Consider the following 12268-nt stretch of genomic DNA (forward strand, 5'->3'; position numbering starts at 1 on the left):
CTCAACTAAAAACTTCTTTCAACTGGGCCACACTTGGAAAGTCGGGCGTCACCAGCTCAGTTTCAGGTTTGTAAATGTAGGCCATCGGGTAGCCGCGCTCGATGAATGTTGGCTCGTCGAGGTTGTTATATCTCAATTGTACAGACCAGCGGATGTTGCGGGTAATGTTGTTGCCAGACTGGTGTATCAAAAATGCGGAAAAAATCAGGATATCGCCGACTTGAAATTCCGTTTGAACAAAATCTTCATCCTTGATTGTAGAGGTAATCCCGCCCTGGTAACCCGAAGTACTCGATTCCTGTAAGCCGATCTTGTGACTGCCCGAAATCACTTGCAAAGCGCCGATATCCGCTCCCGCATCTACCATCGGGAACCAGATCACCGCGCTGTCCAGAGAACCCTGGCCGGTCCGCCAGTCCTGGTGTGCGTCCAGTTTCCAATGTTTACTGCCGTCTTTGGATAAAAACCGGCTGTTGAATTGCATCGCCGCGCGCGCTCCGATAATCGGATTGGCAAGACCAACATCCTTCAAAAGCTGCTCGATTTTCGGATCAAGTCCCAGCCTGTGCAGCGAAAATGTATGCTGAACTGTTTTGCCGGTATTGACAAATGCATTGAAATCCTTCTCAAAAAACTCAAACATGGCATTCTCAAAAGCATCGCGGTCATCGATATCCACCGATTTTCCGGTTACTCGTTTGATCTGCTTGTTGAAAATTTCCCGCGCGTCGCGGTATATGTTATTGATGACGTCCTTATCGAGAAAATCTCTCAAAAGGACATATCCCTCACTGTTGAACTGTTCCTGAAGTGTACTCATTGTAAGATCAATTTTTGATTATGCTCAAAATTAATGCTCTCTGAAAATCAATGTCCTGATGTAAATCAGTGCATGAAAGGATTTTAGTCTTCCCAAACTGCATAAGCAAATCCGGCAGCGCCAAAACCGTTACCATTATATAGCAAATACTTTTTGCCATTATGCTGGTAGAAATTCGCGTAATCGATCATTTGATAATCAAAATCCTCCGGATTGTCGGATTTCTCAATTCCTACCAGGTGATCTTTTCTTTCCCAATTCGTCCCGTCAACTGACTCGGCGTAACCCAGGCGGTAGCTCTGGTTACGATCCGTGCGGTAGTCGCGGGTGTGGCGGTAGGAGTAATACATTTTATAAATACCATCTTCCTTGAACACGCTCGGGCGGCCTACTGCATGCAGAAAATCGTCGAAGTCCAATGTTGGAATGTCGCTGATTTCCCAGTGGATACCATCTTTGGAAGTAGCCGATTGTGCTCGGTAGTAAGGCTCGGGATAATCGTGGATGTACTCGCATTTGTGGCCGGAAATGTACCACATCCGCCAGGTTCCGTCTTCGTCGATCATCACCGAAGGCTGCGCTGCCCAGATCGGGTTTTGAATGCTGCGGTCCATGATGGGGCCGGTAAACATTTTTTTGAATGATAAACCGCCATCCGTACTTACCGCAAGTCCCATCGAAAGCCGGTAGGAGTTGTGTGTCCGGTTCCAGCCGGTGTAATACAGCCAGATATCACCATTTGGGCGGTCTACAAACCAGGAAGGCATCGCGCCGGTTTCATCATATTCACCCGGGCCACCCAGTTCCAAAATGGGCTTGTCGTGGATGTAGAGGATCTTTTTCGGATCGTCGTAATCCACATCCAGGAATGTCGGGCGTGACTGGCCTTTTGAATCTCTGGAAGAAAAATAAATGCGAAGAAAATCTTTATGCTTGTAAGCGAAAGGTACCTGCGCGTGCGATAGACTGTGCGCCAATGTGCCGTCCGGCTTGTATACAACTCCTTTTTTAACCCACATGGATTTGAAAAATTAATGATTTGACAAAGCTAAAATCTAGTCGACGGCCTTTTCGGCACGGATGCGCCAGGTATCGACGAAATCTTTTCCGGGAATCGGCAGATCAATGTCCACCTCCGGCGCTTTGGCAGTAACCCGGTATTCCATGATATAAAATGCATTTCCGAAAACGTAATGCAGCTTGAAGTTTTCAATGTTGGCCGGAACATCTTCAATAGGCACCTCTGCACGGAACAATGGATTTGCCTTTAAAAGCGTCGCGTAAGTAGGCGTATTCCGCAACCATGGCGCAACACTTTCGTCACCAACAACCACTTTTCCACCAGGACGGACCACGCGGGTCAACTCATCAAAAGCTCTTTTTCTCTCTGAAAACGTATTAATTCCACCAAAATGGAAAACAGCGTCGAACGTATCGTCAGGAAAAGGAAGGTAAGATCCGTTGCCCAGGAAATAATGCACATTCACATCTTCGGTGGACAATTTATCCTGCGCCAGTTTGAGCATATTGGGCGATAAGTCGGACAATACCGCAGTACCGCCAGGTCTTACCCGGTCCAAAATCAATGCGGAATCCTTACCGGTACCAGCGCCTACTTCCAGTGCCGTCATACCGGGTTTCAGCTCCATTAAATCAATAAAGAATTGTCTTGTAGAAGCTTCGTCGGAATGGTTGAGCGTTTCGAAAACCCAGGAAACACCTCTGTCATATCTCAAAAATGCCTGATCATAAAGATATTGCTCGCGGGCATCTTCAGGCAGTAATTCCTTGGGATATAACATATTAACGATGCCGGTATCGCCAATTTCGTAAACGGTACCATCCTGGCTAGTGAGTGTCTTGCCGTCGGCGGCCAATGTTAACGGGGTTCCAGTAAGCGGACAAACCAGCGATTCTAAAAACTCCTTTTGATCCATTTTGTGGTATAATGATTGATTCGTGTCTGGTCAAAATTAGTTTTTTTCTTTGGAAGAATATCCACCGCAATGTGTCTCTTTATCAAAAGGGCCGCGAAATGGCGGTTTAAGAACTCTCCGGCGAGCGATTCTATTTATTGTTACCTTTGGGAGATTCAGTTCATCAAATGTTGGTCAGCGTTAGATTTTAGTTTGTTATGTCCCAGCTTCAGGAAAAAATAAAGGCACTTGCCAAAGCCCAGTCCGCAGATATCATTGCCCACCGTCGCCACCTGCACAGTAATCCGGAATTGTCTTTTGAGGAATTCAAAACAGCCAAATATGTCGCTGCCGAGCTGACTGCAATTGGATTAAGCCCACAGGAAGGTATCGCCGGAACAGGCGTGGTAGCATTGATCGAGGGCCGAAATCCTGAGTCAAGAGTTGTCGGTTTGCGGGCGGACATGGATGCACTGCCGATCCTGGAAGCAAATGATGTTCCCTATAAATCGACGGTTCCTGGCGTGATGCATGCCTGTGGACATGATGTGCATACTTCATCCTTGTTGGGTACCGCGCGGATTTTGAATCAACTGAAAGAAGAATTTGAAGGAACCATCAAACTGGTTTTCCAGCCTGCCGAGGAAAAAGCGCCGGGCGGGGCATCTTTAATGATCCGCGAAGGTGTTCTGGAAAATCCAAGACCAACCAGCATGGTAGGCCAGCATGTGGCACCTAATATTCCGGTGGGAAAAATCGGTTTCCGCGAAGGAATGTACATGGCGAGTACCGACGAACTTTATCTGACTGTCAAAGGAAAAGGAGGCCACGCCGCAGCACCGCATCAGCTAGTCGATCCGGTTTTGATGGCATCGCACATCATCGTGGCTTTGCAGCAGATTATCAGCCGAAATAGAAATCCTGCAAATCCTGCTGTTTTATCGTTCGGGCGTTTTATCGCGGACGGGGTTACCAATGTGATTCCCAACGAAGTAACCATTCAGGGAACCTGGCGCTGCATGGACGAAGAGTGGCGGGAAGATGGTTTGAAACGAATGAAAAAAATGGCCGAGAACATTGCCGAGGCGATGGGCGGAAGCTGTGAATTTGAAATTTTAAAGGGTTATCCTTTCCTGAAAAATCACCCGGAACTGACCCGAAGAGTAAGAACCGCCGCGACAGGCTATGTAGGTGCCGAAAATGTGATCGACCTGGATCTCTGGATGGCGGGGGAAGATTTTGCCTTTTATTCCCAGGTTGTCGATTCCTGCTTTTACCGGTTAGGGACCAGAAATGAGGCGCGCGGCATTATTTCCGGCGTGCATACCCCAACTTTCGACATTGACGAAGATGCGCTGGAAATTTCCACCGGACTGATGAGCTGGCTGGCAATTTCCGAACTTAATGTTTAGGAATGTAGCGTTTGAAGTAGCTATTCACTTTCAGGCTGATCACGCCGAAAATCGCTTCTTTAAAAATTCCGCGTGACATTTTCGATGCGCCTTTGGTACGGTCTGTAAAAATGATCGGTACCTCGGCGATCTTGAAGCCATATTTCCAGGAATTGAATTTCATCTCGATCTGGAATGCATAGCCGATGAATTTGATGTTATCCAGGTTGATGGTCCTCAGTACTTTGGCAGTGTAGCAAATAAAGCCTGCGGTTGGATCCATGACTTGCATGCCGGTGATCATTCTTACATAATATCCTGCAAAATAGGACATTAAAACCCGGTTGATCGGCCAGTTAACCACATTTACACCCGTAATGTACCGCGAGCCGATCGCGACATCATTGCCTTCTTCGGCGCAGGAGCGATAGAGCCGCACCAAATCTTCCGGCGGGTGGGAAAAATCGGCATCCATCTCGAAAATATACTCGTAACCTTTTTCCAGCGCCCATTTGAACCCGTGAATGTATGCTGTACCCAATCCCAATTTCCCCTGTCTCTCTACCAGATGCAGCTTTCCTTCATATTCTTTTGCCAAAGTTTTCACCACATTGGCAGTTCCGTCCGGCGAGCCGTCGTCAATAATTAAGAGGTCAAACGGATGATTCAGGCTGAATACTTTTCGGATGATGGCTTCAACATTTTCGATCTCGTTGTAGGTTGGGATCACTACAATACAATTATTCACAAGCTAGGGCTGTTTTAAAGTTTTATGTGTGAAGGAATTAGTGCTTTTTCAAAGTTTAATGTCATTCTTTTTCTCCCGCGTCTCGATCTTCTTGTTCACCTTTTCATAAATGCGGGTCATCAGTTCCGGCCGCGTCATATAATACGCGTAACTTTCACGATAGGCCACGGTATCCACCTTATATTTCTTCCAGACGTCGTCTTTTAATTTGTTAAAAATCATTAAAGACGAATCCAGCGACCTTAATTGCAGCCGGTTTACCCGCGATTCTGCCAGGTGAATGTCTGTCAGGATCGTCGCCATTTGTTCTTCCGACAAAGTGTTTTTCGGAGGCTTCTCATCTTCCTTACAGCCAAAAACCTGCAAGCCAAGCGTCAGAAAAAGCATTATCCCATACCGTAAATTCATGGTCGACCGCCGCATAAGTATCAAAATGCATATCTTTGTTTGTATACATTTGATAACAAAGGTTGCAAATTTTTCGCAAAACTTATGTTTGAGCAGTTCCTGGGAAAGCTGAGAAAGTATGAAATAAGGATGCGGAAGGCGGTCACCAGCGAGCGGCACGGCAATTTTCACTCAGTTTTCAAAGGGTCGGGGCTGGAATTCGACGACCTGCGGCTCTATCAATACGGCGACGACGTACGGGCGATCGACTGGAATACTTCTGCAAAAGGCCACGGCACATTCATCAAGATTTTTAAAGAAGATAAAGAGCAGACGGCATTTTTTATGCTTGATGTCAGCGCATCCCAGCAGGTAGGCGAGATCCGGCGGCTGAAAATCGACATTGCCAAGGAAATTTGCGGCGTACTTACACTTTCAGCCATCCAGGAAGCAACGCGCGTCGGGTTACTCTGTTTTTCTGATAAAAATGAAAGATATATCCGGCCTTCCGACGGCATGAAGCATGGTTACGGCCTCATTTCGGAGCTATACAAGCTCGTACCGGAATCTACCAAAACCAACATTGCCGACGCGATCCTGGTTACTTTAAACCTGCTGAAACGCCGGAGCCTGATTTTCCTGATTTCCGATTTCATCGACATCAATTACCAGCATAACCTGAAAGCACTCGCCCGGAAACACGATTTGATCGTCATACATTTATACGATTCAAGAGAAGTGAACCTGCCCGGGCTTGGCATTATCCCGCTTTATGACGCCGAGAAACAAAGTACTGTCTGGGTCAATACTTCTTCGAAACAATACCGCGAGGAAATGTCGAACCGGTTTGGAAACCGCAGTGCAGAATTGAAGAAGCTCTGCCACCAAAACCGGGCAAATTACATGGCGATCAACACCCAGGAAGATTATGTTCCGGCATTGATCCATTTGTTTAAAATCAGGCGTTATACCAAAAGTTCTGCTTCCCAGCCCTGATATCCATGACGAGTTTGAATGCAACATTGAGATGGCTTGCCGGCGTAATTTTTACGTCCGTCCTCTGCCTGAATGCTGCTTCGGGCCAGAATTTGAAACCATCAGGCGTATTTTTAACAGACAGCATTGAAGTAGGAAAGCCCGTTTATTTTGCCCTCAGTGTCCGCCACAGCCCCGCGACCGAAATTTTTTTCCCGGATACTTTATTTAATTATTCGCCTTTTGAGCTGATTTCGCGCAAAAGTTTTGTTTCCAGCACCGACGGCAGAGGTACATTGGATAGTGCGGTGTATCATTTGGTTTCATTTGATGTTTCGGCCGTACAATCACTGCGGCTGCCGGTTTACGTTTTTCACAGGAAAGATTGCACGGCTGTTTTTACACAAAGGGATTCTGTTTTCTTAGCAAAAAATAACATGATCCAATCGAAGGATAAAGCAGTCCTCGAAGCTGAGACGCGCGTGATGCCTCTGGCCAGACAATTTAATTTTTCTATCCTGATCGGCTCTTTTGCATTAATAATTGGGATTGCAGGCAGCATTTACTGGGTTTTTGGGCAGGACATTTACAAGCAGTGGCAGCTGATCAAATTGCAGCGGCGGCATCTGGAATATTTGCGCTCATTTAACCGTCTGATGCGGAATGCGCGGGAAAGGAAGAACATTAAAGATGCTGAAAAAGCCATTATTGTCTGGAAAAATTATCTCGAAAGGCTTGAAAGAAAACCTTTTGCCACGTACACTACCCGCGAAATTATTGATAACATGCCGGACGACGAGCTGGCGGACGCCTTGAAAAACATGGACGGCATCATATACGGCGGACAGGGAAAATCCAAAAATATGGATGTGTACCTCGAAGTGCTCAAAACCGGCGCAACCCGGATTTACAGGAACAGGCGCAGGTTTATTCTGGACAGCCCGGTGGTTTAAAAAATGGATAACTGGTTTTCACTTAAATGGTTTACCTACGAGACTTTCCGGTCTTATGACTGGGCATATCCATACCTGCTGTACCTGCTTCTTTTTGTACCGGTGCTTTTCTGGCTGCGGACTGCTTTTCACAGAAAACACAAGCAGCGGCTGGCGATCACCCATACCCGCGCCGGGGGACTGGCCGACTGGCTCACGCTACTGCGATTTGTGCAGCCGGTATGTGTCGGATTAGGGGTTTGCCTGATCATTGTGGCCCTTGCGCGCCCGCAGGTCATTTCCGAGCGCCGCGACCAGTATTCGGAAGGAATCGATATTATGCTCCTGCTCGACATTTCGGATTCCATGCTGGAAAAAGATTTGACGCCAAACCGCCTGGCCGCAGCGAAAAAAGTAGCCCGGAAATTCATTCAGGGACGGTTGCAGGACCGTATTGGGCTGATCATTTTTGCAGGCGAAGCCGTATCGCTTTGTCCGCTCACCACTGACTATGAGCTACTTTACGGGTTTCTGGATGAAGTAAATCCCAAAATGATCCCCACTGCCGGCACCGCGATCGGCAGTGCGCTGGCCGTGGCCGTAAACCGGATGCGCGATACGCAGGGCGAAAGTAAAGTGGCGATCCTGATCAGCGACGGTGATAATACTTCCGGAAACCTCGGCCCTACGACCGCCGCGCAGCTTGCCAGCGCATTCGGGATGAAAGTGTACACCATTTCAGTAGGCCAGCCCAAGAAGGCAGCACAGGCAGATAGTACCCGCTCGACTGCATTATTCGACGAAGCAGAGTTACAGAATATTGCAGGTTTGGGCAATGGAAAGTATTTTCGTGCTACCGATAACTCTGCGCTCGAAACTGTTTTTAAACAGATCGATCAGTTGGAGAAAGTAAAATCAAAAGATATGCTGTCGCGTGATATCAAAGATTTTTACAGGATCTATCTTTACTGGGCCGTGTCGTTTTTACTGATTGCCATCGGGACGAAAAGTACATTCATGGCAAATATTCTGGAAGATTAATGCTGAGACCGTATTATAACATTGAGGTGATTGAGGCCGGGCTCGATGAGGTCGGGAGAGGGTGCCTGGCGGGGCCGGTGGTAGCTGCTGCGGTAATTCTGCCAAGAGATTACAAACATTCTTTTCTGAACGATTCCAAGCAGCTCACCAAAATTCAGCGCCTGGAACTGGAAAAGGAAATCATCCGCGAATCGCTTTGCTGGGCGGTGGCAGAAGTGGATAATGTTGAAATTGACAGGATCAACATTTTGAAAGCGAGCTTTTTAGCCATGCACCGGGCGGTGGACAAGCTAAGAATGAAACCGGAACATTTGCTGGTTGATGGCAACCGGTTTACGCCTTACCCCATGATCCCGCACACCTGCATTATCAAAGGTGATGCACATTATTTGTCGATTGCGGCGGCTTCGGTTTTGGCAAAGAATTACCGGGATGAATTAATGTCCCGGCTTTCCGCCCAATATCCGCATTATGGTTGGGAGCATAATGTGGGCTATCCTACTATCCATCATCGGAAAGCGATCGGTACGCACGGACCATGTTCTTACCACCGGATGACATTCAGACTGATCAAAGAAGACGGCGATCAGTCGATTGAGGAAGAAGTGGAGGACTTGGGTTTTTTATAAATGGGCACCGTACTGCAAGGCTCGCCGAACATTAAGCTTTGTACTACAGGTTTGAGTAACCGGCTGATTTCGACATAAGCCGAAACAGGCACAGGCACTTTGCTGCAGCCTTTCACGACCACTCTTTTTCCTCTGAATTCTTCCACATTAATTGTTCGGATCGCATCTGAAAAAAGCTTGTCTTCCAGCGCATTAAGGTCGCCAAAAACAATGGAGTTAGCGTAAGGTTCCAGGTACACAGCCAGCAGCATATAAGCCCAGGTCGGCACGATTGCGTCTTCCGAGCAAATCACGGAAATGTTTTTCCCCTGATATTGAGACCAGTCGTGTGCTTTCAAAAACTCTCTGAAATCTTTCTCACGCAGGATCATTCCCTGCCACAAGTTATCCTTGATATCATAAACAATGCGCTCGCCGGGATGGTAAAGTTCTTCCAGATCCAATGATACGATCCCGCTACTTGCTACCCGGTTGACGATTTCCTCAGTTTCCATAAAATCTTTTTTACAAAATGGCTAACACCATTTGAGCGCACTTTGTTTTGAATGTTAAGAGAAATTGACTTTTCTAGACCAGCGCGCTGGTTTTCTTCCGGGCAGGTGACATAAAATCTTTGAGATAGTAAGGCTCAAATGCGGCCACATCTTCAAATTGTTTTGCGTCAAATGCTTTCACAGCCAGCTCGCCGACAGTCCGGGCGGAAGGTTTGATGTTTTGCTGCAAAAAGATCGCATTCAAATGTTCGCCAAAAATGGGCTTGCATTTCGCCGAGCCATCGCCGAACAAGACGATTTTATGATTTGCCAATAAATCCTGAAATGAAGTTTCATCAAGAATAACCGCCTCCGTTTGTCTGACAAATTGATTTTGATCGTCAAAAACAGCGCAATAAACTTCCATCCGGCGCGCATCGATCATCGGGCAAAGCAAATGTCCCGGAAAAAAGCTGCCGACCTGCAAAGCCATCGCTTCCAGGGTGTTGATCGCAATCAACGGTTTGTCCAGTGCATAGCAAAGCCCTTTCGCCGTAGAAACACCCACACGCAGCCCGGTATAGGATCCCGGCCCTTTTGCAATCGCTACGGCGTCAATGTCATTCAATTGATAACCAGCATCGGTAATGCTGTTTTTAATCAACGTGGTCAGCATCGCCGACGAAGATTTGTCCGCAAAAAGATCGTATCCGGCAATCAGTCCGGCGTCATTGTGAACCGCGACTGAGCAGCCGCGGATGGAGGTGTCAATACTAAGTAGGAGCATAAAAGCAAAAGCCCGTCTTCTTGGACGGGCTGGAAATTATTTCTTTTTCAAAATTTCATTGTAGCGCGCCGGCTCTTTGAACAAGGCCAGTGCCGCTTTCACTTCCGGATCTTCATTGAAAGAAGCTTCCCGCATCCCTTTTTCAAGGTAATAATGTTTGATGATTTCTTCTTCCAGGATTTGCTTGATCTCCGGTTTGAAAATCTGCAAATCATTATCCTTGCTGTGGCTTAGCTTGGATTTCAATGCTTTCAGCTGATCTTCAATAACTTCCAGCGATTTTTCTTTCTTGGCCGAAGCTTCCAGATCATTCAGGTCGCGCTCAACCTGGGTGGTATAGTCATATTCTTTGTCACCCAGCCATTTTACAAAAGCAGCATAATCAGCGTCAGTCAAATGAAATTCTTTGGCCGGTTTAATAGTTGGGTGCTCAAAATGATACCTGACGCCGTAGTCGAAAAACAACCGATTTCTTCCAAGCGAAGTAGCCAGAGGGGAATATGTTTCTTTTTCTGTCAGAATATCAGGTAAGATACCACCTCCGTCGAAAACAGATCGCCCATTTTTCGTTTTGAATTCGGTCATCAGAGAATCCGCGATTTTACCGACGCTACCGTCATCATTGCGGTGGCTGTAATCGATCGCCTGAATACACCTGCCGCTTGGAATGTAGTATTTGGCAGTCGTGATCTTCATTTTTGTATTGTAAGAAAGATCGCGGGTAGTTTGTACCAGCCCTTTTCCATAAGTCCGCTGCCCGATCAGCACGCCGCGGTCATAATCCTGGATCACACCCGAAACAATTTCAGCAGCAGAAGCACTGCGGTTATTCGTCAAAACCACAACCGGAATGTCCGTATCCAGCGCAGGATTATAGGCGGTGTAAGTTTTGTTCCACTCACTTACCTTACCTTTTGTAGAAACAATCTCTTCACCTTTGGCAATGAATATGTTAGAAATTTCAATCGCCATATTCAGCAGCCCGCCCGGATTATCACGCAGATCCAGAATCACCGATTTCATGCCTTTGCCTTTCAATTCCTGGAATGCATTTCGCACTTCGCGGGAAGCACTGGCCGTAAAATCTTTCAGGTCAATGTAGCCAACACTTTCATTGAGCATGCCATAATAAGGCACATTGGTCACCTTTACAATATCGCGGTTCAGTGTAATATCCAGCGGCTTAGTGATGCCGTAGCGTTTTACGGTAAGCGTCACACTGGTTTGCGTCTGGCCTTTGAGCAATTTTCCGGTATCAAAATCCTCTCTCGTCGAAAGATCAATTCCATTGATTTTAGTGATTTCGTCGCCGAGCTGTAAACCCGCTTTTTGCGCAGGGGTATCCTCATACACCATCATCACCGTATGCTTGCCCTCCGCCGAGTTGATCATCGCACCGATACCATTATATTTCCCGGTGGTCATGGTCATGTAATCCTCAATGTCATCCTCCGCATAGTAAACCGTATACGGATCCAGCGACCGCAGCATATTATCTATACTAGTCTTGATCAGCAGGTTAGGATTAATTTCATCGACATAATAAGCATTCAGCTCCTTAAAAAGCGTGGCATAAATGTCGAGGTTGCGGGCAATTTCAAAAAGACGGTCGTCTTGGCGAAAGGAAAAGAATGCAAGTCCGCCAATCACCGGGACAGCCAGCAGGACGGAGCGAAGGTATTTTTTCATCTATGGTCAGGAATTAGATGGATTTCTCTGATGCGAAGAGGGCAGCCTTTCAAGTCGTTTGAGCGTTTGCCTCATAGCCGTTTCAATAACGTCATATGAAGTTATTTCTTTTGCAAGATATAAAAAAGCGATATAGGAAGGTCTGGCTTCGGCAGACAGGGAAAGCAGGCTTTCTTTTTGGAGACGATAGGCCTCTTTGCAGCGGCGGCGCACAAGATTGCGGTCGACAGCTTTTTTAAAACTTTTCTTGGAAACAGAAAAAAGGACCTGGGGAAGCGGGGGAGGGGACTGTGTTTCGTAAATGTACAGTACCCTGAAAGGAAAAAGGTAGAACGTATGGATTTCCGTGCTACCTCGCTTGAAAAGCCTTCCGATTATTCGGGGGCTGCAAAGACGTTCATTTTTGCCAAATGTTTGTTTCAAGTTCTTGTAGAAAAAAACGTCTGATAAGCTTGATGGTTACAAACTTATCAGACTATG

Annotated in this window: 14 protein-coding genes; 5 read left to right on the top strand and 9 right to left on the bottom strand. The window is 46.8% G+C overall.

What is annotated here, in order from left to right:
• Position 1: 1 nt before the first annotated feature.
• The 3 genes from FEN17_RS10735 to FEN17_RS10745 form a co-directional block, all read right to left on the bottom strand.
• Complete coding sequence (locus tag FEN17_RS10735) at positions 2–820, bottom strand: phytanoyl-CoA dioxygenase family protein (RefSeq protein WP_138365368.1); 819 nt, start codon at positions 818–820, stop codon at positions 2–4.
• A gap of 83 nt (positions 821–903) precedes the next feature.
• Positions 904–1839 (bottom strand): glycoside hydrolase family protein, encoded by a 936-nt coding sequence (locus tag FEN17_RS10740; protein ID WP_138365369.1) that lies wholly within the window; start codon positions 1837–1839, stop codon positions 904–906.
• Between the two features lie 36 nt (positions 1840–1875).
• Positions 1876–2757: a class I SAM-dependent methyltransferase gene (locus FEN17_RS10745; protein ID WP_138365370.1), complete on the bottom strand. Its 882-nt coding sequence runs from the start codon at positions 2755–2757 to the stop codon at positions 1876–1878.
• Between the two features lie 197 nt (positions 2758–2954).
• Between FEN17_RS10745 and FEN17_RS10750 the strand changes: the two genes are divergently transcribed.
• Positions 2955–4148 carry a M20 metallopeptidase family protein gene (locus FEN17_RS10750; RefSeq protein ID WP_138365371.1) on the top strand — a complete coding sequence of 398 codons (1194 nt, stop codon included), beginning with the start codon at positions 2955–2957 and terminating at the stop codon, positions 4146–4148.
• On the opposite strand, the gene FEN17_RS10755 is transcribed toward FEN17_RS10750, so the two are convergent.
• Together FEN17_RS10755 and FEN17_RS10760 are read right to left on the bottom strand one after the other, a co-directional pair.
• Positions 4138–4875: a polyprenol monophosphomannose synthase gene (locus FEN17_RS10755; RefSeq protein WP_138365372.1), complete on the bottom strand. Its 738-nt coding sequence runs from the start codon at positions 4873–4875 to the stop codon at positions 4138–4140. The genes FEN17_RS10750 and FEN17_RS10755 overlap by 11 nt on opposite strands.
• A gap of 48 nt (positions 4876–4923) precedes the next feature.
• On the bottom strand, positions 4924–5283 hold the full coding sequence (locus FEN17_RS10760) for a DUF4296 domain-containing protein (RefSeq protein ID WP_138365373.1): 360 nt from the start codon (positions 5281–5283) through the stop codon (positions 4924–4926).
• An 84-nt stretch (positions 5284–5367) separates the two neighbouring features.
• Here FEN17_RS10760 and FEN17_RS10765 point away from each other — a divergent pair, with 84 nt between their 5' ends.
• Genes FEN17_RS10765 through rnhB form a run of 4 tightly spaced genes read left to right on the top strand, consistent with a single transcriptional unit; the run spans position 5368 to position 8839 of the window.
• Complete coding sequence (locus FEN17_RS10765; RefSeq protein ID WP_138365374.1) at positions 5368–6258, top strand: DUF58 domain-containing protein; 891 nt, start codon at positions 5368–5370, stop codon at positions 6256–6258.
• A gap of 5 nt (positions 6259–6263) precedes the next feature.
• Positions 6264–7190: a hypothetical protein gene (locus tag FEN17_RS10770; RefSeq protein ID WP_229208773.1), complete on the top strand. Its 927-nt coding sequence runs from the start codon at positions 6264–6266 to the stop codon at positions 7188–7190.
• Positions 7191–7193: 3 nt separating this feature from the next.
• Positions 7194–8210: a VWA domain-containing protein gene (locus tag FEN17_RS10775; protein ID WP_138365375.1), complete on the top strand. Its 1017-nt coding sequence runs from the start codon at positions 7194–7196 to the stop codon at positions 8208–8210.
• Positions 8210–8839 carry a ribonuclease HII gene (gene rnhB / locus FEN17_RS10780; protein ID WP_138365376.1) on the top strand — a complete coding sequence of 210 codons (630 nt, stop codon included), beginning with the start codon at positions 8210–8212 and terminating at the stop codon, positions 8837–8839. Before FEN17_RS10775 ends, rnhB begins: the two co-directional genes overlap by 1 nt.
• On the opposite strand, the gene FEN17_RS10785 is transcribed toward rnhB, so the two are convergent.
• The 4 genes from FEN17_RS10785 to FEN17_RS10800 all read right to left on the bottom strand — a co-directional run bounded on the left by FEN17_RS10785 (position 8797) and on the right by FEN17_RS10800 (position 12211).
• A complete protein-coding gene (locus FEN17_RS10785; RefSeq protein WP_138365377.1) occupies positions 8797–9333 on the bottom strand; it encodes a DUF2480 family protein in 537 nt (178 codons plus the stop codon). The genes rnhB and FEN17_RS10785 overlap by 43 nt on opposite strands.
• A 73-nt stretch (positions 9334–9406) precedes the next feature.
• Positions 9407–10099 (bottom strand): tRNA (adenosine(37)-N6)-threonylcarbamoyltransferase complex dimerization subunit type 1 TsaB, encoded by a 693-nt coding sequence (tsaB, locus tag FEN17_RS10790; RefSeq protein WP_138365378.1) that lies wholly within the window; start codon positions 10097–10099, stop codon positions 9407–9409.
• A gap of 36 nt (positions 10100–10135) precedes the next feature.
• A complete protein-coding gene (locus FEN17_RS10795) occupies positions 10136–11788 on the bottom strand; it encodes a S41 family peptidase (RefSeq protein ID WP_138365379.1) in 1653 nt (550 codons plus the stop codon).
• 6 nt (positions 11789–11794) lie between these two features.
• A complete protein-coding gene (locus tag FEN17_RS10800; RefSeq protein WP_138365380.1) occupies positions 11795–12211 on the bottom strand; it encodes a ribonuclease P protein component in 417 nt (138 codons plus the stop codon).
• Positions 12212–12268 lie beyond the last annotated feature (57 nt).

Origin of the sequence: Dyadobacter luticola (genome assembly GCF_005860805.1) — a bacterium.
GTDB lineage: Bacteria > Bacteroidota > Bacteroidia > Cytophagales > Spirosomataceae > Dyadobacter > Dyadobacter luticola.